The following is a 21,161-nucleotide window of genomic DNA, read 5'->3' as shown; positions in this document are numbered from 1 at the left end:
GTCTGAAACTGACTGCCTGTTCCTCTGCGCCCGTACGCTCAGAGTCAGCTGATTTGTGGCCGGGCGCCTCCCCGAACCGCCCGTATTCATTGGGCGAAAGGCCTTGTCTAAGGGTTTCCCCCAGGCTTCGCGGAACGGGTTCCTACGGCATTTGCGCCTTGAACGAGGCGGTTTAATCCTCCATCATCTGTCCCCTGCTTATTCAACGGACGGAATTCAAGGCATGCTGGACGCCAACGCAACCCACATCACCCTCACGCTTGAAGGCGCCAACGCCGACCTGCAAGTCCTCAGCTTCACCGGTCGCGAAGCCCTCAACGAACCGTTCCGTTTTGACCTCGAACTGGTCAGCGCCCGCCCCGACCTGAAACTCGAAGAACTGCTGCACAAGCCCGGCATCCTGACCTTTGGCGCCACCGGCGAAGGCAAGATCCATGGTTTGGTCTATCGCATCGAGCAGGGCGATTCCGGCAAGACCCTGACCCGTTACAGCCTCAGCCTGGTACCGCAACTGGCGTACCTGCGGCACAACCACGATCAGCAGATTTTCCAGCAACTGACCGTACCGAAGATCATCGCCCAGGTGCTGGAGGATCGCGGCATCCTTGCCGACGCCTACAGCTTCCAGCTCGGCGCCGAATACCCGCAGCGCGACTACTGCGTGCAGTACGACGAATCCGACCTGCATTTCATCCAGCGTCTGTGCGAAGAAGAAGGCATTCACTTCCACTTCCAGCACAGCAGCAGCGGCCACAAACTGGTGTTCGGCGACGACCAGACGGTGTTCCGCAAGCTGAAACCGGTGAGCTACCAGCAAGACTCCGGCATGGCCGCCGACAAACCGGTGATCAAGCGCTTCAACCTGCGCCTGGAAACCCGCACCACCCGCGTCAGCCGTCGCGACTACGACTTCGAGAAACCGAAGATCCTCCCCGAAGGCGCGGTGAAAACCGAGTTCGCCCCGGACCTCGAGGACTACGACTACCCCGGCCGCTTCACCACCCGCGAGCGCGGCAAGTTCCTCTCCACCCGCGCCCTCGAACGCCATCGCAGCGACTACAAACTCGCCGAAGGTAAAGGTGACGAACCGACCCTCACCAGCGGCCATTTCCTCACCCTCGCCGAACACCCGCGCGCCGAGTGGAACGACCTGTGGCTGCTGCTGGAAGTCTTCCACGAAGGCAAACAACCGCAAGTGCTCGGCGAAAACGTCACCAGCGACGTCACCGACCACAAAAGCGATTTCCACCAGGGCTACCGCAACAGCTTCCTCGCCACCCCCTGGGACGCGCACTACCGCCCTGCCCTTGAGCACCCGAAACCGAAAGTCCTCGGCAGCCAGACCGCCGTCGTCACCGGCCCCGCAGGCGAAGAAATCCACTGCGACCAATACGGCCGCATCAAAGTGCAATTCCACTGGGACCGCGACGGTCAATCCAACGACAAAACCACCTGCTGGATGCGCGTCGCCAGCGGCTGGGCCGGCGCAGCGTACGGCGGCATCGCCATCCCGCGCATCGGCATGGAAGTCCTCGTCACCTTCCTCGAAGGCGATCCCGACCAGCCACTGGTCACCGGTTGCCTGTACCACAAGGAAAACGTCGTCCCCTACGACCTGCCGGCAAACAAAACCCGCAGCACCTTCAAGACCCTGAGCTCACCGGGCGGCAAGGGCTACAACGAATTCCGCATCGAAGACAAGAAAGGCGCCGAGCAGATCTACATCCACGCCCAGCGCGACTGGGACGAGAACATCGAGCACGACCAGAAGATTCGCGTCGGTAACGAACGGCACGACACCGTTGAAGCCAATACGCTGAGCGAGTTCAAGGTTGAAGAGCACCGGATTACGCATCTGGATCGGATTAGCGAGATGCGTGCGGATGATCACCTGACGGTGGGTGTGACACAGCATTTGAAGGTGGGGACTGCGCAGTTTGTCGAGGCCGGGTCAGAAATCCATTACTACGCCGGCCAGAAGGTTGTGGTCGAAGGCGCAATGGAGCTCACGGCCAAGGCTGGTGGGAGTTTTGTGAAGGTGGATGCCGGTGGTGTGACCATCAGCGGCGCCGAGGTGAAGATCAATACCGGCGGCTCGCCTGGGGTCGGGACGCCTGCGGCACCTCTGTTGCCGGGGCCTATGAAAGTGGCGGATGCCGATAAGGCTGGTAAAGCACCACTCCCCGCCCGCCTGAATGAGTCCGGTATCACACCGCTGTGCGGAAAACAAAGCAACGGCGCTTGCAGCCGTAAGGATTGCACATGCATGTAAAAGCGCTGAACACTCTGCTCGCAGAGCCTCGCTACAACTTTTCCGACCTGCCGGCTGCGAGCGAGTCGCTCTGCTTCATCATCGACCAGGGGCTTCAGCCGCAAGCCTTGAGTCAACTCTATCGAGTAGGCGAACCGGTGGTTTCTCAAGGGCTGTTTTTCAGCACCGACTTCGCCGAGATTCCTGATGGCCCGTTGTGGCTGGTGGCCCCTCGGGGCAGCAAAGTGGCAAACGTAGCGGCAACACTTTGTGAGGAACGCTTTTCGGGAATTGCAATCTCAACACCTGATCCCGAAAAAGCATTGGCTCACGCGCGCTGGCTGCTCAGAGCCAACGACGGTTCCGGTGGGCAAAGCTTGTTGAGCTTCCACAAACCGAGTCTGTGGGCAGCGCTGGCGTTTACCGCGGGGAAAACCTTCGACCAGTTGCTCGGTTGCTGGAACGCTGTCTACTGCCCTGCGCCGATCCATTTCGGTCAGCAGCGCGGTCCATGGTTGGCCTGGAAAGCCAACGAGGAATCGACGTGGCTTGGTGACAAAGCGGCATTCAATCTTCCTGAGGCTGCCGCGCAAGTTCAAGCGCGCCTGGGATGGGCTTATTGGGTGGATGAGGAATACGCAGCGTTTGAAGAGCCAGACGATGAGCGCTTGAACGACATCGCCGACAACCTCGACCTGCTGCTCAAAAGCAACATTTATGACGGTGATCACCTGCTCAAGCTTGGCCATGCCGTGAACGGTCCGCTATTCGCAACACAGCCTGAGATCATGGCGATCCTGCAATCTAAGGACGAGTCGTTTATCAAAGTAGATCGGCTCCTGGAATCAGCCGCCGTCGCCCAACGTTAGGGCGACGCGACAACAGAACGGAATCACCATGGAAATCACGAATCACGCCGTCATGCCCGGCGAAACCCTGGGCCAGATCGCTTCGCGCTACAACAGCACCGTGGCGCAACTTCGCCAGCTCAACCCCTTCATCACCAATGCGGATAACGTCAAAGTCGGATGGAACCTGAGCGTGCCCAAAAGCGCTCAAGCGACCGCCGCGCCTGCCGCGCCTGCAGCTCAGCCGCCCGCCGCGTCGCAAGCGCCTGCGCAGGCAGCCCCGGAAGCGCCCACTCAGTGCTCCGCTGAGGACCTGGTTGAACTGGATCCGGTCAAGGACACCCCAGATCAGAGTTCAAAGACCTTCAAACCCCACGCGCCTCCGTGTTCTAAAAAGTTTGCCAGCGCGATTTACGCCACCGAAGAGCAAGAATTCTGGCTGCTCCCCGAGCGAGCAAAGTCCGCTATCAAAGAATCGATGTTCGCGCTGGATAAAATGATTGCCCCCAGCAAACCACGTGATGCACGCCTGAACGGGCTGCAGGAATCGGGTTTGCTGGAATACTTCCTTGAGCCCAAGTTGAGCAACTTCCTCACGGGCGCGAAGCGTACGCGTATGGAAGAATTTGAAGCGATGGGAGATGAGATCGAAATCGATCCCGCCACCGCCAAAAAGAGGCAAAACGAAGTTAACGGAAACAAACCGGCAGCGGCTCCTGCACAGTCTCCACAAGAGGACACCGCGCAATCGCGCATGGACCGTCTAACGGCAGACCTGGCTACTGACCAGGACGTCCACAAAGCCTATGCCGATTTTTACAAGCGGAGGGCTGAGTGGCATGCGCTGAAAAAAGAAGCGGTAGCGGCCGCGAAGCTGGAAGGCTACACCTACGAAAGTGGCTCGCTTTATTCCAAAGAGGCGATTGAGGCGCGCGCACGGGTGCAAGCCTATCTGGAAGCCCGCAAGAAACTCCTCGGCAACAAAGACTTCAAGCAAGTCCCGCTGGAAGACGTTGCGAAAGCCCTGGCGGAAAAGAAAAAAAGCTACGAAAACATCTGCAGCGGCATGAATGACTGCACCGCCGATCTGGTCGGGTATGTCTTGACGCTCTACAAAAACGCCGATGCGCTTGATTACCATGCTTACACTGAATCCATTATCAAAGCGTCTGAATACGGCATTGCACTTCCAGAATTCGCGCTGATCAGTGACGGCCTTCCTTCCGGCATCGAGCAGTTCAAACTGTATCTGGATACCGAGAAAGAGCAGGCGGAAGTTACAGCGCAGCTTCAAGAGAAATACAAACGCTGGATCGAGGCAACAGGCCAGAACGCCCAAGCGCCGGCGGGCCTGGTTGATGTGGAACGTACCAAATGGGATAGCCTGCAAAAGACCAAAGACGACCTTCAAGCAAAAGCCCAAAGCAATGTCAGCAACAGCAAGCCTGCGCGTTATCTGATTTGGGACCCGGAAGAGTTCCAGCCAAAACCGGTCGACCGCATGGTGAAACCGGGCTTTCCGCTGCGTGAAGTCAGTCTTTCGGATGCCAAGGGTACGCCCCTGGGCTGGTTCAGCATGGCGAACCTGAAAGACGCAAAAAAGATCCTGAAAGAGGATTCAAAAAAAGCAGTCGGTTCAATAAAAAAGGTAACTGAAAGTTTGCCCGCGGACGCTACCGAAGGCTCCGATAAAAACAGCGAAATCAACTCGTTCCGCCAATGGCTTCTAGATCAGGGCGCAATAAAATTCAGCGATCAGGTCGGAGACTGTTTCGATGGAAAAGGCTGGTTCAAAGCCAAAGACTTTTATGCTTACTTGAAAAAGCAAGGCTATGAGGTCACTGAACTCGAAGACGACGCGACCCTGACCAACTGGGGCGAACACCTTCAGCAACTGGTGTTCAAGAAAAGTGTGCGCGGCAAAGTAAGACTTTTTGATGCCAGCCCTCAGGCGCAATTGGTCCGTTGCCTGACACCTCCACAGCCAAACATTCACGGCGAAGTAAAGCTCGAAGGCCCCAAAATGTCTGCCGCCGAGGGCTTCCAGATATCTGGCGAGATGGGACTGAGCCTCGACCTCGCCCGTGGCGAAGTTCAGTTGATGAAAGTCGACATGCCTGCCAAAGCCAGTGCTCCAGAGATCACGCTTGATTACTTCCTGGACGGCAGCCCGCAAAAAATGAATTTCGGCCGCTTCTCCTTCCACTTTGGTGTGAAGGCATGGGGCTACGCCGGAGCATCGTTGCTGCTAGCCGGCAGCGTCGAGTTGAGCCCGATCTTCGGCAACGTCAAGTACGGGGCGTCACTGAGCCCGGTAAAACGCGCACAGCGTGAAGATGCCTCTGCAAAAGAAGAACGTGCCGATCACGCCGCCGCCAAACAAGCCAAGGCCGACAGCGGCGACAACAGCCCTACTCCCGATCTTGAGCACCAGTCGAAATCCGGCACCTACGCCGATACCAAAAGCACAGATCAACTGCGAGGCGGCCGCTTCGCCAAAGTGCAAGTCGAAAACGGCGCAAAAGCCAGTTTCAACGTGTTTGGAGGCTTGCAAGCCGCGATTGAACTCACCGGAGTAATGAACTGGGCACCGCCTAAAGAACTCGTCGCCCTGCGCACCGCGCCAACGATGGGCGTTGGCAGCGCTAAAGACGCGAAAAGCGCGAATCCATGGCTGACAATGGCCAAGCTGAGCGGCTCCGTTGGAGTCGCGTTAGGTGCGGGCTTTCAGGGAACGGCGCAGGTGTCTCTGGATAAGGGGCGGTTTATTTTGAACTTGAAAGCGGCGGTAGTGCTGGGTCCTGGTGCTAACGGTAGCTTTAAATTCGAAGTTGGTTATGAGGCAGTAGTTGACCTCATCAACTTGTACCGCAAGGAACTGCACAAAGCGAAAGGCAGAAAGGTAGAGTGGATGGACCCTGAAGCAGGTAAGTTCGCATCCGCGCTGAACGCATTAGGAGCAGCTGGGCTTAGTGTGGAAATGTCTTATCTTATGGGTTGGAGTTTAGTCATGGACTTATATGACGCAATGACCAGCGGAGGAAAAGGCGGCCCAATCGCTCATGCTATTGTTGAGTACCAGAATCCAGATGAACTAAAAGCATGGGTTGTGGAAGCCACTCCGGCAGCACTCGGCCCCATTTTAATGACTCTTACCTCCACCCCCGAAGAGTTCTCAATTGCCGCCAATACAAAAGAAAGCGACACGTCGCCAACTTTTAGCAAACAAACCTATCCAAAAGAAAAAGCACATCTAACTCAGCAGATAGCAATTGGGATAATTATCGACCACATAGTCACCAATGCAAAAGAAAAGGACAAACTGGAAGAAGCTCAAAAACAATTCGAACTAGCTTGCGCAAGCATGAATAAGTTTGGCACTGAACCAGTTGATATCGGTCAAAAATATTGTGAAAACCGTCATTTACTCGATACTTTCATGGGTGATCCGGTGCTCAGCTTTACCGACCCAAGGGGAAATAAAGCAAGAACACGCTACAAGGAAAATTCAAAAATATTAGGCCAGCGTATTGATGGAACTTGTAAAATTGTAATGGGCGAAAACAGTTATATACCGAGAACATCCGTAAAATACTTGCCCCCTGCGAGCGCATAAAATTGAAAATAAAGTCAAGCTTAATCCGAATACCTTTTTTTGCAGTTTTTCTTTTAATGTGTGTAAGCGCGCACGCGGAGCTTACCTCACAACAACTTGAGGCAAAGAAAAAAGGTATAGAGCTTTACAATCAATACAAAGCTATTTCTGCAATCGAACCACTAAAAATAGCAGCCGAAGGCGGTGATGACGAAGCACTTTATTATCTGGGTGAAGCATTAAGAAAAAATAACCGCTTCATGACTCCGGAAGCTAAAAAAGCATACGAAGGCTCCGCAAAAAAGGGGAACATCTACTCTATGATTCGCCTTGGGAGAATTGAAGACGACTTGTGTTCAACTATGAAAAACTGTCCACCAGGTGAAGACTCTCCTAGCAGTTGGGTAATTAAAGCTAAAAGCCTTGCAATTCAACGCGCAACGCAGGGAGATAGCGAATCAATGTACCTGTTATATGAAATGACAGGCAATGATGACTGGTTGGAGAAGTCAGCAGAGAACGGATTCGCATTTGCGCAGTTCCGTCTGGCGACGAAGTACCAAGAAGGAAGTGGTTCATTTTTACTTCCCTCGAGACGCAACCAAGCTATCGAACGATGGATGAAGGCGTCTGCTGAAAATGGTTATCCACTTGCAATGATGGGGTTAGCCGCCATCATGATCGAAAAAAATGATTTAGCCTCGTTCAGAAACTGGAACGAAAAAGCAGCTGACTCGAGCTACGTAGAAGGTGTATTTGGATATGCATCCTACATAGGCGAAGAAAACTCAAAATACGGTTTCGCATTCGACCCAATAAAATCATATGCTTTACTTTCAAACCTGCTGGAACTTAATGGTGGAGGCAATGTAGTACGAGACGTCAATGGCACATTACCCGACATAGAAAAAAACATGTCAAAAGAGCAAATAGAAAAAGCAAAAGAGCTCGCAAAAACGTGGAAGGCCAACCACCCGCCTCTCTCGTTTTACCCTGACAAGCTAGGTTATTAATAGCAGTGCGAGTATTTAGAATTATTTTAGCAATGCTGATCGCCGCTCTTTCTGCAAACAGCTCAGCAGATTCGCGAACAAATGAATCAACCCTGGGAGTGGTGTTATACAACCAGCTAAAATTAGACCTGGCGATTCGCGAACTAAAAAAAGAGGCCGACTCGGGAAATGTGAATTCACAGTATTACTTTGCCGAGGCACTTCGAAAGCGAAGCCGGTACATGACTGCTGAAGCGCAGCAATGGTACGAAACCGCTGCGAATAATGGTTCTGTATTTGCCATGATTCAGCTAGGCCGCCAAAACGATGACCTCTGCAGAAAAATGACCAATTGTCCCGCGAGTAAAAAATCAAGCGCTGATTGGTTGATTCAGGCTAAAAAAATGGCATCAAGCACAGACACCCCTGAGTCTTCGTATTTAATGTATGAAATAACTTTCGATCGTACTTGGTTGGAAAAATCTGCAAACGCAGGTTATGCGCTCGCGCAATATTGGATGGCCGTCGGTGATCGACAAGGTGAGGGATTTTTTCTTATACCTGGAAAACGTGATGAGGCCATCAGCAAATGGCTGAAAGCTGCCTCTGAAGGCGGCAACCCAAAAGCAATGATGGAATACATTGAGATCCTGTATAAGAAAGGCGATCTTGAAGGGGTGCGCCATTGGCTTCAGGCAGCAGCTGAAACGGGCGATCAAAAAGCAATTAGCAGTTATGGCTCTTACATTGCCCATGCGCCTGACCAAGTTGGTTATACCCTAGACCTTGTTAAAGGTTATGCACTGATTAGCCTGCTGAAAGAGCTGGATGGTGGAGGCGCGATTCAAGATTTCGTTCAAGATACTCTCGAAGAAATTGGGAGCAAAATGACGCCTGAACAGATAGAGAACTCAAAAGCTGTCGCTGAGGAATGGAAAGCCACTCACCCGCCCCTCTCCTTCTTCCCCGAAAAGCTAGGCAGATAACCAGAATGACCAAATTCTTGACTTGGCCGTTATTAATTGCTCTTTTTTCTTGGGCAGAGCCAAGCCTGGCGGCAGACAGTGTCCCTGAAAGAGCTTCGGGATTGGTCTTATACAATCAACTTAGAATAAACGCAGCGACTCAACAACTCCAAATTGAAAGCAACGATGGGAACTCCGATTCTCAATATTACTTAGCAGAAATCATTCGAAAAAAAAGTCGCTACATGGCACCTGAAGCGCAATATTGGTATGAAAAGGCAGCAGAAAAAGACAATATCTACGCAATGATTCAACTGGGCCGACACAAAAATGACTTTTGTCAGAAGATTGGCAACTGCCCTCCATTCAAGAAAACCCAAGCGGAATGGTTTGCACAAGCTAAAGGATTAGTTCTACCAAAGGCGCAGGAAGGCGATCCCGAATCCTTGTATCTAATGTATGAAATCACTCTGAATCGTGAGTGGTTAGAGAAATCCGCAAACGCGGGATACTCGCTCGCGCAGTACTGGATGGCGGTCAGCGAACGTCAGGGCGAAGGTTTCTTCTTGATTCCAGGAAAACGTGATGCATCTGTAAAAAAATGGCTTTTGCTTTCGTCGGAAGGCGGATATCCAAAAGCAATGATGGATTACCTGGAAATTTTACATAGAGAAGGCGACACAGCAAGTATTCGCCAGTGGCTTGAGTTAGCAGCCCGCAGTGGTTACCAATTGGCAGTAAGCAGCTATGGCGCCTATATTTCCCACACTCCGGACAAACTGGATTACCCCCTAAGATCTAGTTAAAGGTTATGCGCTTTTTACATTGCTTAAAGATCTAGGTGATGCTGGCGGAATCGGAAGATATGTTGAGCGAAAAGGTGAAGAAATTCGCGAAAAAATGACACCAGCACAGATTGAAGATTCAGAAAGAATAGCTAAAGAGTGGAAAACCACTCACCCACCACTCTCATTTTTTCCCGACAAGTTAGGACTTTAACGCCAGTGAGGCTATTTAGATATTTTATTATCGCGACACTATTAACAAGTGCCACGCCTACTTTTGCGTCGCTGCCAGCGCACGAAGTATCTGCAGGTATTACTTTATACAACCAGTTAAAGCTTGATGCAGCCTTTCCTGTATTAGAAAAAGAAGCGCAAGCTGGAAACGTGGAATCGCAATACTACCTAGGCGAAGCGCTAAGAAAGCGCAACCGATACATGACGCCCGAAGCACAGCACTGGTATGAAACGGCTGCGATGAATGGCTCCATATACGCGATGATCCAGCTAGGCCGTAAAAATTCGGATCTGTGCAAGATAATGGATAACTGCCCTGCCAGTTCCAAAAGTCCTGCTCAGTGGTTTGCGTATGCCAAAGAACTAGCGTTGGCAAAAGCGAACAGCGGTGACGCTGAGTCTCTATTCTTGATGTATGAAATAACTTTGAATGACGAATGGCTTGAAAAGTCAGCAAACGCTGGTTACCCACTTGCGCAGTATTGGATGGCGGTGAGTGAGCGGCAGGGGAAGGGATTCTTTTTTATCCCTGGGAAACGCGACGAATCGGTCCGAAATTGGTTAAGGCTTTCGTCAGAGGGTGGATACCCTAAAGCGATGAATAACTATCTGGAAATTCTTTACAGGGACGGCGACATGCAGGCTGTCCATCATTGGCTAAAAATTGCAGCTGAAACTGGCGAGCAAGATGCTATGAGCAACTATGGTGCTTACATTTCGCATACGCCAGATAAAATTGGCTACCCACTGAATCTAGTCGAAGGCTATGCGATGTTCTATCTAATGAAAGACTTGAATGATGCCGGAGGCATTCAAGATTATGTTGACCGGAAGATAGAAAAAATCGCTGAGAAAATGACACCCGAGCAAATCGAGCAATCAAAAGTTTTCGCAACACAGTGGAAAGCTACACACCCACCCCTCTCATTTTTCCCTGACAAGCTGGGAGATTGACCGTAGCCCGAGGCGTTAGTCGCACAACACCCCGCCTTCATTAACCGGCAGCAAGTGAATCAGCCCGCGTAAATTCGGCTGTTCACTCCTGCCGTTTTCACTAGCCCATCAAACCGGCGCGGTCCAACTCAACATCTGCTGCTGCGCCACCTGCAGCAAATCATTGCCATCCTGCGTCAGCAGGTAAAGCGCATGGGTGATGTGCGGAATATCCTGCACGTCAGCGTGTTTGAAACACAGGCAATGCAAGGTTTCGAGCAGGTCGGCGGCGGCGCGGATGCGCTGGACGGCGGCTTCGAGGATGTCTTTCGGGTTGGCTTGGGTGTCGATGAGCAGTGTCGGGGTTTCGGTGACGTTGCTGCTGAGGGGGAGATAGCGGTTTTGTAGCAGTTTAATTATTGGCATTTTGATTACTCAACTGTATTAGAAGGTAACCGCCATAGCCGTGACCAAACGGTGGGAGGCGGCCGTGTACAGGCTTGGTCAACCGAGAACAGTTCAAAACTCAGCTCGCCCGAAGGCGTCCTGCACACAGCCGCCACAGCAGTGCACTTCGCGGACCAGAAGACCCGCGCGGGGCAAATGATGGCACATATGCAACGAACTTTTCTCAGGTGACCAAACCCGAACCACTGATTTTGCAGCGGCAACCGACAATAACCGCCCCACTCCACCCGCCGAAAGCAGACAAGGCACCAGCCTTTGTAGGAATTCGCCAAACCTTCCAAAGAAAACCGCCGCACTCCCTGACAGCCGGCGTTCAGCTCGGTTAACCATCCCTTAACGCCGTGGTCAAAAACTCTACTGAACCGCACGCCCTCAGCCATTTTGGCTGTTGCCCAGTGCGGCAGGTTCGGGTGCATCACGCCGAACTCTAGAACCGCCACACGGGAGTCCTTTCATGAACATTCGCCCTTTATTGCTCAGCGCCGCCCTCGCCTGCACCGCGTTCGCCGGGCTGGCCCAGGCCAATGACACGTCCGCCACGTCCAAAGCCGTGCCCTATGAGTACGGCATGCCGCTGCAGGTGGCCAAGGTGGTGTCGTTGACCGAGCCGCCAACGCAAACCTGCAAGGTGGTCACGGCCGACATGAAGTACATCGATAACGCCGGTAAGCCTGAGGAAATCAGCTACCGGAAATTATCTGACGCGTGCAACTTCCAGAACTGACAGAAACGTCTGATTTGCGGGTTTGCGGTAGGCGTGGGGAGTTTCGGCGGTTATGCTCGGGGCCCTCCTCACTGCCGCAAGGATTGGCCATGCAGTTGTCGTTTCGCACGTTGTCGAGCATCACTTCTTCGTTGTGTTTTGTGTTGGCGCTGGTCTGGGGCTTTGTCCCGGACATCCTGCTGGCGATCTGGAGCATTGAATATTCCGAAGGTGCCGGGTTTGTCGCGCGGCGCAGTGCGGTACTGTTTGCGGCATTGGGGGTGATGTTTTATCTGGTGCGCAACGCGCCGCCGTCGCTGGGGCGCAATGCGCTGAGCAACGGGTTTATCGTCGGTTGTTTTGGTTTGGCGGTGCTGGGTTTTGCCGAATGGCTGAACGGCCATGCCGGCCCCGGGATTTTGCTCGCGGTGCTGGTCGAGTTCGCGCTGGGCCTTGGTTTTGTGCAGGCCCGGCGCGTGACGGTCGAACTGGGTGAAACGGTGCGTTAGATGGCTCTGGAGCGTGGGCTGTAGTGATGTTGTACAGCTTGCTTGTTCAGATCCGAGCGCAACCCGGCGATCAGTTCATTGATTTCACGACAGCCATTGAGGTGGCTGGCGTCGATGCCGCTGACCAACAGATCGACCTGATCGGTCTGGTGATCGCCGAAAACCTTGACGGTCATCGACAAGTCTGGCGACAGCGTGCACTGGCAGCGTTTCGGCAGGAAACTGCTTTCAATGATATTGCGTAGTTCCAAGGCAGACAGAAACATGGCGAAACCCTCTCCTTACTGTGAGATGCCAATCAAGTATTCACGCTGACCGTTGCTGCCCCTGCACGGGTGTGTCCCCGCTGTTTCCATGGTGCGACAAGCGGTGGTACTGCGAAATGCCCATTGGAGTGTAGGCGCCCAAACCCGGTGCGCCGCACTAAAAGGACGCATAAAGCGTGCCTTTCATCGGCTCGTTTTGACCCTCGCAAAATCAAGCACTTGGCGACGTGGCCAGTATTTTGCCAATTGCAAAATGCAAGAAATGCCCTTGGGGCACTGCAATTTGCAAGTCGACGCCGGTTTGCATTCAGCGCCCATGGCAGTAAGAATGCCCATTGACCACCCTACACCCGCACGGAGGCTTCCATGGGTTCTTTACGCGTTTACGCGACCACCGGGCTGATCATCGCCAGCCTGTCCACTCTCGCCCACGCGGCCAAGCTCGAAGACGTCGCGCCGTACCCCAAGGCTGAAGCCGGGTTCAGCCGTCAGGTCATTCATTTGCCCAAGCAGGAGCAGGAAGAGAACTTCCAGGTGGAAATCCTTGCCGGCAAAACCCTCGAGGTGGATTGCAATCGCCAGCGCCTGGGCGGCGTGCTCGATGAGAAGAATCTCGAAGGCTGGGGTTATCCGTTCTACCGCCTGGAAAAAGTCATCGGGCCGATGAGCACGATGATGGCCTGCCCGCCCGGCAGCCAGAAGAAACGCGCATTCGTGCCTGTCGTCGGCGACGGCTTCATGTTGCGTTACAACAGCAAATTGCCGGTGGTGGTGTATGCGCCGTCAGACGTCGAAGTGCGTTATCGCATCTGGTCGGCCTCGGACAAAGTCGGTACAGCGCTTCAGGAATAACCTGAGCAAGGAGCATCCTGCTTGATTACCTGCCACGTCAGATATGTCATCGATCCTTACCAGTTAACCGAGTTCGAGGCCTACGCCAAGGCTTGGCTCAGCATCGTCGAACGACTGGGCGGCACGCATCACGGCTACTTTTTGCCGTCCGAAGGTGCAAGCAATATCGCCTATTGCCTGTTCAGTTTTCCGTCACTGGCGGACTACGAAAGCTATCGGCACATCGCGCTGACGGACCCGGAAAGTACCGCGCTGGTTGCCGATCTGGTCGAAAAAAAGTTCATCGTCAGCTACGAGCGCAGCTTCCTGCGCCCTTTGCTGCCGTAAGCCGCTTCACGCCGAGACACCGCACACGGCGGCGCGCTCGGCGACATGCCGCAGGCTGTCGAAGTTGATGTTGGCGCCCGAGTCGATCGCCACGAACGTCTGCTCGCGCACTCCGGTTCGCGCCACGTATTGCTTGATCCCTGCAACGGCCAGCGCGCCGGAAGGCTCGGTGATCGAGCGGGTATCGTCGTAGATATTCTTGATGGCAGTACACAGATCGTCATTGCTGACGGTGATCACTTCGTCGACGCAGAAACGGCAAACCTCAAACCCGAATGCGCCAATCTGCGCCACCGCCACGCCATCGGCGAACGTACCTACATTGGGCAATACGACGCGTTGATCGGCTTCCAGCGCAGCCTTCAGACACGCCGAATGTTCGGATTCAACGCCGATGATCCGCACTTCCGGGCGCAAATATTTGATGTAAGCGGCGATGCCGGCGATCAGCCCGCCACCGCCCACCGGCACAAAGATCGCATCCAGCGCACCTTGATGCTGACGAAGGATTTCCATTGCCACGGTGCCCTGCCCGGCAATCACTTCCGGGTCATCGAACGGAGACACGAAGGTGCGTCCAGTCTGTTCCGCCAGTTGCAGCGCATGGGCCAGCGCGAACGGAAAGCTCTCGCCATGCAGCAACGCTTCGGCACCGCGACTGCGCACCCCCAGCACTTTCAGCTCCGGCGTGGTCTGCGGCATGACGATGGTCGCGGCAATCCCCAACTCGCGCGCCGCCAACGCCACACCTTGCGCATGATTGCCGGCCGAGGCAGTGATGACTCCGCGTTTTTTCTGTTCGTCGCTCAGTTGCACCAGTTTGTTGTAGGCGCCACGGATCTTGAAGGAGAACGTCGGTTGCAGGTCTTCGCGCTTGAGCAGAATGCGGTTGCCCAACGCGTCGGACAAGGCCGGCGCCGCCTGCAAAGGCGTGCGCACCGCGATGTCGTACACCGGCGCGGCCAGGATCTTTTTTACATAGTGCTCAAGCAGGGCTTGCTGGTCGGGGCTGTGTGGCATGGTCGTCTCCTGACATTTTTCAAAACCCCGGAGACAGAAAGTAAAAACCCGCCTCTAGGGCGGGTTGGGTGCTGCAGTCGTGAGCTAGCCCGCCAAATGAGGAATGGCGGTAATAATAATTGGCTGGCAACGCGATACAGTCGAAGTCATGGGCTGGAAATTAGCCTGCGCGCTACTGGCAAGTCAATGGCCAAGTTAACTCGACGGCGTTAGTCTGGCGCTTCTCTCATCACACCAAGGAAGGATTGCATGATGTCGATCGCCCTGCCCCTCACGGCTTTGCTCGCTTTTGCCGGTTACACGGTTTCGGTAATGCTCCAGGCTGAGCAATCGCTGATCGATTTCGGCATCAGCCTGATGTCACGCCCCGACACCGCGCAGGTGGTGATTGATCTGTATCTGCTGGCAACACTGGCGGGCGTCTGGATGTTCAAGGATGCGCGGTCGCGTGGGCAGTCGGTCTGGTCGGTGGTGCCGTATGTGTTGGTGACGGCGGTTTTTGTTTCGGTTGGGCCGTTGTTGTATCTGGTGGTGCGTGGGGTTCGCGAGCGGCGCAAGGCGGCGGATCTGGCTCGGGTGAGTTGATCCGGATTATTGCGCGTCGGTCAGATGGCTTTCGCGAGCAGGCTCGCTCCTACACGGGATGGTGCCTGTAACGGCAAGGTGTATCTCGATCAAGAATGCCTCATCAACCTCGATGTCAACTGTCAACTCTGACAGTTATGCGGAGAAACCTGATGCAGTAACTTGAATCCTCACCGGGAGCTTCCTCCCACTGAGTTCATACATCAGGAGCATTGGCGATGAGTGATTTCGAGAAAGACACTACCGGGGAATTTACTGCGGAGACGGAAGCAGGTGTGCGCCCGCTGTTCAACGCGGGCAAAGTGCGTTTGACCGAAGGGTTCTCACCTGATCCGGGCCCTTATTGGCAAGGCCTTGGTGAGCAGGTCATCTCTGAATCCCCTCGCCCTCAATATGCATGGCTGAGTGTCTACGTCCCTGAAAACGCCGACACGGGCGACCACATTCTTAGCGAGGACGACCGTCGTTATCGAGCGAGCTATGCGTTTGGTAACCTGGCTAATTTGACATCGTACTTTTCAACGACAGGCAAGATGACTCTAACGCTTGTACCGTCAGTCAACGATCCCCGACTGGAGGGTACTATTGAGTTTGTAGGTAAAACCCTGACTGGAGAGAAGACAGTTGCCGTTAAGAAAGGCGTGTTCAAATTCAGCGGTTTGACAACTAGACTGTCTGGAACGCCGGACAAAGAATAACGCGCTATCCGGGCAGCCGAATGCCTCTCACAGCGCGGCTGCATCACCCCCGCTTCACCGCAACATACGCCGCCGTTTCGTACGGCACCGTCACCACATCCTTGCCGCGCAGTTGCGGCTCTGCGGCAATCAACGCGCGAATCTGTTCATCGACCTTCGCCCGCTGCGCCTCCGGCAGTGCGGCGATGAAACTGGTGGAGCGCACGCGATTGAAAATCACGTCTTCCGGCGATCCGGTATGACCGTTGTGAAACTGCTGCAATTGCAGCGCGCCGAACGCCGGATGCGGAAATGCCTGGCGCCAGGCACCGGTGTAATAGCGCGGCGTGTCACCTTCCAGCGCGTTGACGATCGCATCGAGCTTGGGCACCCAACTGACTTGCGTGTCGCGCAGGTTCCAGATCAGGCCCAGTTTGCCGTCGGGTCTGAGCACTCGAGCAATTTCCGTCAGCGCCTCGGCGCTGGCGAACCAGTGAAACGCCTGCGCACAGACCACCACGTCGACGGACGCATCGGGCAACGGCAGGTCGGTTGCCGTGCCGCTCACCGCCAGAACCTGAGGCCAGGCGTCGGAGAGTTTTTCCAGCATCTGCGGCACCGGCTCCACTGCGATCACCTGTGCGCCCGTCGCCACCAGACGCCCGGTGAATTTGCCAGTGCCAGCGCCCAGATCAATCACGGTTTTGTGCCCATCCAGACCCAGCGTCACCTTCAGCCACTCCGTCACCTGCGGCGGATAATCCGGCCGGCCTTTGACGTAAGTGTCGGCAGCGGTTTTATAGCCGGCAGCGGCTGAGTGATGGACGTGGTCGTTCATGGCAACTCTCCTTACGGCAAAACATCGGATCGATGGCAGACGCTGACGAGCATAGCGCTTGAATTTACCCCTGCCCTGAACAGTCACTGACAATGCAATGAATAAAAATTCACCCTTGGGTGTTAACTGAACATTACCGATGAGGATGACCCATGCGCCCCGCTACCGATGAACTGCCCGTCCGTTACGATCGTCTGACCATGAGCCTGCACTGGCTGACCGCGCTGTTGGTGATCGGTCTGTTTGCCTGCGCACAAATCTGGGAACAGCTGCCCAAAGGCACGCCGTTGCGCAAGGAATTGCAGGCCTTGCACATCTCGTTCGGCATTTTGCTGGCGGTGATCGTGATCGCGCGGGTGTTCTGGCGCTTGTTCAAGGGGCGCCGGTTGCCGGCGGCCAATCGGGGGGTGATGAACATTCTGGCAAAAACCGCGCATCTGGCCTTGTACGCGCTGCTGTTGAGTCAGATTGTGCTGGGTTTCCTGCTGCGTTGGGCCCAGGCAGAACCTTTCAACTTCTTTGGCCTGTTCGATGTCCCAACCTTGATCGCCTTCGATAAAAGCATGAAGTCGACCTTCGGTGGCCTGCATGAACAGGTGGCCTGGGCCATCATTATTCTGGCGACTCTGCATGCCGTGGTTGCCTTGGTGCATCACTACGGCCTGCGCGACAACACCTTGCGCCGCATGTTGCCGGGGCGCGTTTCGAACTGAAGTGCCACTTTCACACTGGAGCCTTGCCCATGACTATCCGTTCCGTTATGTTCGCCGCCCCGTTGTTGCTGGTCGCCGCGATGTCCAGCCAGTTGGCCCTCGCCAACGGTGATGAAGAAGATCCGGTGCAGAAGCCCGAATGCCCGAAAGGCCAGGTCTGGGACAGCAAAACGCAGAAGTGCGTGCTGCAAACCAGCAGCCTGCTGCCGGACGCTGACCGTACCGACTACGCCTATCGCCTCGCCAAGGTCGGTCGCTACGAAGAAGCCCTGGCGTTGCTCGACACGCTGAAACAGCCGAACACCGCCAAGGCCCTCAACTATCGCGGTTATGCCACGCGCAAACTGGGGCGCACCGACGAAGGCATCGGCTATTACCTGCAATCGGTAAAACTCGATCCGCAGTACGCGCAAGTGCGCGAATACCTCGGCGAGGCCTATGTGATCAAAGGCCGCGTCGACCTGGCGCAAGAGCAGTTGCAGCAGATCAAATCGATTTGCGGCACGGCGTGCGAGGAATATCAGGACCTGGCCGAAGCCATCAACGATTCAACGAAAACCTGAGCATTTAATAAGGACCGCCATCATCGTCAGCGATCAGGCCTTCAGAGCAGAACTCGGACAGCACCTGGCGCGCCTGTGGCGCTACGGTTTGCTGCTGTCGCGCAATCGGCATGTGGCCGAGGATCTGGTCCAGGCGACGTGTGTGCGCGCGTTGGAACGTTCGGCGCAATACGTGGCCGGCACGCGCATGGATCGCTGGTTGCTGAGCATTCTGCACTCGATCTGGCTCAATGAAGTACGCGCCCGCCGCGTGCGTCAGGGAACTGGCCAGGTCGAAGCCGATGGCCAACTGGCGTTCGATGGTGAATACGTCGCGCAAACTCACGTGATGGCGGCGCAGGTGATTCGCCGCGTCGATGCCTTGCCGCAAACCCAGCGCGAAACGGTGTATCTGGCCTATGTCGAAGGCTTGTCCTACCGCGAAGTTGCCGAAATCCTGCAAGTACCGATCGGCACGGTGATGAGCCGTCTGGCCACCGCCCGCCTGAAACTTGCCGAATATCCGCCCCTGCAAGCGGTGCCGAAATCCACCGAAGGAGACCATTGATGAACACACCTTCGGATGAACAACTGGTCGCCTACCTCGATGGCGAACTCGACGGCGAATATCGCCATCAACTCGACCATGCCATTGCCGAAGACCCGCTGCTCAGCCTGCGCGTGCAATGGCTCAGCCGCAGCAACCTGCCGTACAAGAACGCCTATGACGAACTGGCGCAACAGGCGCCGCTGGACCGTTTGCAGGCGCGGCTGGATGCCATTCCTTCACCTCAGCGCCCGGGCTTCAACCGTCGCTGGTTCATCGGTGGCGCGGCTGCAGCGCTGTTGGCCGGTGGCGTGTTGGCCGACCGGTTATTCCTCGGCTGGCATGCCGCGCAATCGAACAACTGGCGTGGATTGGTGGGCGATTACATGGCGCTGTACGTGCCGCAGACGCTTGATCATCTGCCGACTGACGACGCATCCCAGCGCGCGCAACTGCGCACGGTCGATGCGCGCCTTGGGCTGAACCTGTCGCCTGCCACGTTGAAGCTGCCGGGTGCCGAATTCAAACGAGCGCAAATGCTTGAGTACGACGGCGTGCCCATCGCGCAGATTGTTTATCTGGACGCAAAGCACGGTCCATTGGCGCTGTGCGTGACCCGTTCGAACAGCGGCAGTCAGCCGTTGGCGCACGAGCGGCGGCATGAGATGAATGTGGTGTATTGGACCGAGCGTGAGCACGCGTGGATGTTGATTGGCCGCAACCCCGCAAGCGACCTGGAAAAACTGGGCGAACTGTTAGCGAATGGCAACATGTCCGCAAAGTAAAATGAGCATTTTAAAGTGCGGCCTGACGGGGAGTCAGGCTGCACTCGTTGCGCAGTGTGTATTCAAAGGCATTCTGGTTACTCATCACCGATTCTGTCGCCAACAGAATATTGGTCTTTGGGGGCCGAAATTGCTGCTGTCCCGCGTCCTTCATCCAGATTCACAACGACCTGCACGTTATCAGTCGCAAGCCACAGAAGTTTATAAATCCTCGCGACGGTTCCTTTGATAGGCTTCCTGGCTGAATAAGGGGAATTTTTCCTGATTCCTTTTTCATCCATGGCCTTATCCTCACGAGTTTTTGAATTAGTCGATGCAGTGACGAAGGCATTGCATCGATGCATCATTTAACTGGGCGACACGTGAGATGGATACTGTCAAACCTGACAGGTAAAAGATGGAATCGCTACCACTGATCGGAATTACGTCAGCGTTGGTAACCACAGCCTGAAGCGCGCACCGCCCAACGGTGAGCCTTCAACCGTCAACGTGCCGCCCTGCGCTTCCAGTGCCCGGCGACTGATGGCCAAGCCAAGGCCGAACCCACCGGTGGCGCGATCCCTACTGCGATCGAGTCGATAGAACGGTTCGAAAATCCGCTCACGCTCATCATCGGGAATGCCAATGCCGTCATCGTCCACCCAGATCTCACAGCCCTCGGCATTGACCTGCACCCCAATCTGGATGCGCTTTTCGCAATAGCGCATGGCGTTGCGCAGCAGGTTCTGGATCGCGCGCGCGGTCAGGCGCGGATCGAGCGAGAAGCGTTCGAGCTGACCGTGCAGCAACACGTCGATGACGATTTCCGGCGACTCGAGTTCTTCATCAACGCTGCCCAGAATGCTGTCGATGAACTCATCCAGCGACACCTCGACCTGCTCCGGCAACTGCGCGGGATTCTGCAAACGGCTGTAGGAGAGCAGCTCCAGCACCAGTTCATCCAGCTCGCGGATGTGTGCGACCAGACCCTGCAAGCGCTCGCGGCTGGCGGTTGGCAAATCATCAGACAGCGCCAGGGCCAGCCCGAAATCCAGACGCGTCAACGGCGTGCGCAGTTCGTGGGACACGGCGTTGAGCAAATCGCGTTGTTGGTTGAGCAGGTTTTCGATGTCACCCGCCATGGTGTCGAAGACGTTGGCGAGGCTGCCGATGTTGGAACTCTGGGCGATTTTCGTGCGTTCGCTCAAATGGCCTTTACCGAAGCGTTCGGCGGTACCTTTGAGGCGTTCCAGATCGCGCCAGTGCGGGCGCAGCCACATCAACAGACAGGCCAGCAGGCTCGCGCCGATCAGGACGTTAATGCTCCAGTACAACAGATTGACGTCCATCGGGTCCGGCGGCACGACCATTTGCACCGCAGTGGTGTCATCCAGCGGCGTCACCGCCAGCGTGCGCCAGCCCCAATCGCCAATGCGCACGACGTTTTCACCGCGGCGCAGGCGCTGCTGCTCGATGGTGCTGAACTCGGCATCATCGATGCGAGCCAAGACGATGTGCAGTGGCTGGAAATCCTTGTCCATCGACGCCGCCAGCGCCGGCCATTGATCGTGCGGCACCGCGTGAAACTGGCGGGTGATCAGCGATTGCAGACCGCGCGAATAGTCGAGGTTGTAGGTGACGAAGCGATCCCGGAACGCCATGACCACCAGATCCGGCACCAGATAGATCGCCGCGCTGTAGGAGACGATCGTCACCAGATACAGGCGAAACAGGATGCGAAACATCA

22 protein-coding genes and 1 pseudogene are annotated in these 21,161 nt (G+C 55.3%); 17 read left to right on the top strand and 6 right to left on the bottom strand.

Features of this window, described 5'->3' with window-relative positions:
• Window positions 1–223: 223 nt before the first annotated feature.
• The 7 genes from A8O26_RS10840 (at window position 224) to A8O26_RS10810 (ending at window position 10,624) form a co-directional block, all read left to right on the top strand.
• Window positions 224–2,272, top strand: a complete 2,049-nt coding sequence (locus A8O26_RS10840) for a type VI secretion system Vgr family protein (RefSeq protein ID WP_064117980.1) — start codon at window positions 224–226, stop codon at window positions 2,270–2,272.
• Window positions 2,263–3,120, top strand: a complete 858-nt coding sequence (locus A8O26_RS10835) for a DUF4123 domain-containing protein (protein WP_064117979.1) — start codon at window positions 2,263–2,265, stop codon at window positions 3,118–3,120. The genes A8O26_RS10840 and A8O26_RS10835 overlap by 10 nt, the downstream gene beginning before the upstream one ends.
• A 28-nt stretch (window positions 3,121–3,148) precedes the next feature.
• A complete protein-coding gene (locus A8O26_RS10830; RefSeq protein WP_064117978.1) occupies window positions 3,149–6,715 on the top strand; it encodes a LysM peptidoglycan-binding domain-containing protein in 3,567 nt (1,188 codons plus the stop codon).
• Between the two features lie 2 nt (window positions 6,716–6,717).
• The gene (locus A8O26_RS10825; RefSeq protein ID WP_064117977.1) at window positions 6,718–7,707 is read left to right on the top strand and encodes a tetratricopeptide repeat protein; all 990 of its coding nucleotides are present in this window, start codon (window positions 6,718–6,720) and stop codon (window positions 7,705–7,707) included.
• A 32-nt stretch (window positions 7,708–7,739) separates the two neighbouring features.
• On the top strand, window positions 7,740–8,672 hold the full coding sequence (locus A8O26_RS10820; RefSeq protein WP_064117976.1) for a tetratricopeptide repeat protein: 933 nt from the start codon (window positions 7,740–7,742) through the stop codon (window positions 8,670–8,672).
• Between the two features lie 5 nt (window positions 8,673–8,677).
• Window positions 8,678–9,457: a tetratricopeptide repeat protein gene (locus tag A8O26_RS10815; RefSeq protein ID WP_253756810.1), complete on the top strand. Its 780-nt coding sequence runs from the start codon at window positions 8,678–8,680 to the stop codon at window positions 9,455–9,457.
• Between the two features lie 138 nt (window positions 9,458–9,595).
• A complete protein-coding gene (locus tag A8O26_RS10810; RefSeq protein WP_216637706.1) occupies window positions 9,596–10,624 on the top strand; it encodes a tetratricopeptide repeat protein in 1,029 nt (342 codons plus the stop codon).
• Window positions 10,625–10,732: 108 nt separating this feature from the next.
• Here the strand turns inward: A8O26_RS10810 and A8O26_RS10805 are convergent, their stop codons facing one another.
• On the bottom strand, window positions 10,733–11,029 hold the full coding sequence (locus A8O26_RS10805; protein WP_064117974.1) for a hypothetical protein: 297 nt from the start codon (window positions 11,027–11,029) through the stop codon (window positions 10,733–10,735).
• A 496-nt stretch (window positions 11,030–11,525) separates the two neighbouring features.
• On the opposite strand from A8O26_RS10805, the gene A8O26_RS10800 reads away from it, so the two are divergent.
• Entirely contained in the window at window positions 11,526–11,795 is a 270-nt protein-coding gene (locus tag A8O26_RS10800) for a DUF2790 domain-containing protein (protein ID WP_064117973.1), read from the top strand.
• 89 nt (window positions 11,796–11,884) lie between these two features.
• On the top strand, window positions 11,885–12,283 hold the full coding sequence (locus tag A8O26_RS10795; protein ID WP_064117972.1) for a hypothetical protein: 399 nt from the start codon (window positions 11,885–11,887) through the stop codon (window positions 12,281–12,283).
• Here A8O26_RS10795 and A8O26_RS10790 read toward each other — a convergent pair.
• The gene (locus tag A8O26_RS10790; RefSeq protein WP_064117971.1) at window positions 12,280–12,549 is read right to left on the bottom strand and encodes a DUF1652 domain-containing protein; all 270 of its coding nucleotides are present in this window, start codon (window positions 12,547–12,549) and stop codon (window positions 12,280–12,282) included. The genes A8O26_RS10795 and A8O26_RS10790 overlap by 4 nt on opposite strands.
• A gap of 366 nt (window positions 12,550–12,915) precedes the next feature.
• Between A8O26_RS10790 and eco the strand changes: the two genes are divergently transcribed.
• Together eco and A8O26_RS10780 are read left to right on the top strand one after the other, a co-directional pair.
• Window positions 12,916–13,401 (top strand): serine protease inhibitor ecotin, encoded by a 486-nt coding sequence (eco, locus tag A8O26_RS10785; RefSeq protein ID WP_064117970.1) that lies wholly within the window; start codon window positions 12,916–12,918, stop codon window positions 13,399–13,401.
• Between the two features lie 21 nt (window positions 13,402–13,422).
• Window positions 13,423–13,728, top strand: coding sequence for an NIPSNAP family protein (locus A8O26_RS10780; RefSeq protein ID WP_064117969.1), 306 nt, complete (start codon window positions 13,423–13,425; stop codon window positions 13,726–13,728).
• A gap of 30 nt (window positions 13,729–13,758) precedes the next feature.
• On the opposite strand, the pseudogene ilvA reads toward A8O26_RS10780, so the two are convergent.
• A pseudogene (gene ilvA / locus A8O26_RS10775) lies at window positions 13,759–14,748 on the bottom strand (threonine ammonia-lyase, biosynthetic); the annotation flags it as partial.
• 249 nt (window positions 14,749–14,997) lie between these two features.
• Here ilvA and A8O26_RS10770 point away from each other — a divergent pair.
• A complete protein-coding gene (locus tag A8O26_RS10770) occupies window positions 14,998–15,333 on the top strand; it encodes a DUF2834 domain-containing protein (RefSeq protein WP_064117968.1) in 336 nt (111 codons plus the stop codon).
• Between the two features lie 218 nt (window positions 15,334–15,551).
• On the top strand, window positions 15,552–16,031 hold the full coding sequence (locus A8O26_RS10765; RefSeq protein WP_064117967.1) for a hypothetical protein: 480 nt from the start codon (window positions 15,552–15,554) through the stop codon (window positions 16,029–16,031).
• Between the two features lie 43 nt (window positions 16,032–16,074).
• On the opposite strand, the gene A8O26_RS10760 is transcribed toward A8O26_RS10765, so the two are convergent.
• On the bottom strand, window positions 16,075–16,848 hold the full coding sequence (locus tag A8O26_RS10760) for a class I SAM-dependent methyltransferase (protein WP_064117966.1): 774 nt from the start codon (window positions 16,846–16,848) through the stop codon (window positions 16,075–16,077).
• 152 nt (window positions 16,849–17,000) lie between these two features.
• Here A8O26_RS10760 and A8O26_RS10755 point away from each other — a divergent pair, with 152 nt between their 5' ends.
• Genes A8O26_RS10755 through A8O26_RS10740 form a run of 4 tightly spaced genes read left to right on the top strand, consistent with a single transcriptional unit; the run spans window position 17,001 to window position 19,435 of the window.
• A complete protein-coding gene (locus tag A8O26_RS10755) occupies window positions 17,001–17,561 on the top strand; it encodes a cytochrome b (protein WP_064117965.1) in 561 nt (186 codons plus the stop codon).
• 29 nt (window positions 17,562–17,590) lie between these two features.
• Window positions 17,591–18,124, top strand: a complete 534-nt coding sequence (locus A8O26_RS10750; protein WP_064117964.1) for a tetratricopeptide repeat protein — start codon at window positions 17,591–17,593, stop codon at window positions 18,122–18,124.
• A gap of 22 nt (window positions 18,125–18,146) precedes the next feature.
• On the top strand, window positions 18,147–18,671 hold the full coding sequence (locus A8O26_RS10745) for an RNA polymerase sigma factor (RefSeq protein ID WP_081265175.1): 525 nt from the start codon (window positions 18,147–18,149) through the stop codon (window positions 18,669–18,671).
• Window positions 18,671–19,435 (top strand): anti-sigma factor family protein, encoded by a 765-nt coding sequence (locus A8O26_RS10740; protein ID WP_064117963.1) that lies wholly within the window; start codon window positions 18,671–18,673, stop codon window positions 19,433–19,435. The genes A8O26_RS10745 and A8O26_RS10740 overlap by 1 nt, the downstream gene beginning before the upstream one ends.
• 77 nt (window positions 19,436–19,512) lie before the next feature.
• Here the strand turns inward: A8O26_RS10740 and A8O26_RS10735 are convergent, their stop codons facing one another.
• Window positions 19,513–19,716: a hypothetical protein gene (locus A8O26_RS10735; RefSeq protein ID WP_064117962.1), complete on the bottom strand. Its 204-nt coding sequence runs from the start codon at window positions 19,714–19,716 to the stop codon at window positions 19,513–19,515.
• 141 nt (window positions 19,717–19,857) lie between these two features.
• Complete coding sequence (locus tag A8O26_RS10730) at window positions 19,858–21,159, bottom strand: ATP-binding protein (RefSeq protein WP_064117961.1); 1,302 nt, start codon at window positions 21,157–21,159, stop codon at window positions 19,858–19,860.
• Window positions 21,160–21,161 lie beyond the last annotated feature (2 nt).

It is taken from the genome of Pseudomonas fluorescens, assembly GCF_001648775.1.
Lineage (GTDB): Bacteria > Pseudomonadota > Gammaproteobacteria > Pseudomonadales > Pseudomonadaceae > Aquipseudomonas > Aquipseudomonas fluorescens_M.
This window is presented reverse-complemented; position numbering and strand designations above follow the sequence as displayed.

Bases quoted from the DNA above. Each gene is read 5' to 3' on its own strand.
- A8O26_RS10830 (WP_064117978.1), top strand. From the start codon at position 3,149: ATGGAAATCACGAATCACGCCGTCATGCCCGGCGAAACCCTGGGCCAG.
- A8O26_RS10760 (WP_064117966.1), bottom strand. From the start codon at position 16,848: ATGAACGACCACGTCCATCACTCAGCCGCTGCCGGCTATAAAACCGCT.
- A8O26_RS10740 (WP_064117963.1), top strand. From the start codon at position 18,671: ATGAACACACCTTCGGATGAACAACTGGTCGCCTACCTCGATGGCGAA.
- A8O26_RS10800 (WP_064117973.1), top strand. From the start codon at position 11,526: ATGAACATTCGCCCTTTATTGCTCAGCGCCGCCCTCGCCTGCACCGCG.
- A8O26_RS10735 (WP_064117962.1), bottom strand. From the start codon at position 19,716: ATGGATGAAAAAGGAATCAGGAAAAATTCCCCTTATTCAGCCAGGAAG.
- A8O26_RS10815 (WP_253756810.1), top strand. From the start codon at position 8,678: ATGACCAAATTCTTGACTTGGCCGTTATTAATTGCTCTTTTTTCTTGG.
- A8O26_RS10790 (WP_064117971.1), bottom strand. From the start codon at position 12,549: ATGTTTCTGTCTGCCTTGGAACTACGCAATATCATTGAAAGCAGTTTC.
- A8O26_RS10730 (WP_064117961.1), bottom strand. From the start codon at position 21,159: ATGTTTCGCATCCTGTTTCGCCTGTATCTGGTGACGATCGTCTCCTAC.
- A8O26_RS10770 (WP_064117968.1), top strand. From the start codon at position 14,998: ATGATGTCGATCGCCCTGCCCCTCACGGCTTTGCTCGCTTTTGCCGGT.
- A8O26_RS10835 (WP_064117979.1), top strand. From the start codon at position 2,263: ATGCATGTAAAAGCGCTGAACACTCTGCTCGCAGAGCCTCGCTACAAC.
- A8O26_RS10755 (WP_064117965.1), top strand. From the start codon at position 17,001: ATGCGCCCCGCTACCGATGAACTGCCCGTCCGTTACGATCGTCTGACC.
- eco (WP_064117970.1), top strand. From the start codon at position 12,916: ATGGGTTCTTTACGCGTTTACGCGACCACCGGGCTGATCATCGCCAGC.
- A8O26_RS10765 (WP_064117967.1), top strand. From the start codon at position 15,552: ATGAGTGATTTCGAGAAAGACACTACCGGGGAATTTACTGCGGAGACG.
- A8O26_RS10805 (WP_064117974.1), bottom strand. From the start codon at position 11,029: ATGCCAATAATTAAACTGCTACAAAACCGCTATCTCCCCCTCAGCAGC.
- A8O26_RS10795 (WP_064117972.1), top strand. From the start codon at position 11,885: ATGCAGTTGTCGTTTCGCACGTTGTCGAGCATCACTTCTTCGTTGTGT.
- A8O26_RS10750 (WP_064117964.1), top strand. From the start codon at position 17,591: ATGACTATCCGTTCCGTTATGTTCGCCGCCCCGTTGTTGCTGGTCGCC.
- A8O26_RS10840 (WP_064117980.1), top strand. From the start codon at position 224: ATGCTGGACGCCAACGCAACCCACATCACCCTCACGCTTGAAGGCGCC.
- A8O26_RS10820 (WP_064117976.1), top strand. From the start codon at position 7,740: ATGCTGATCGCCGCTCTTTCTGCAAACAGCTCAGCAGATTCGCGAACA.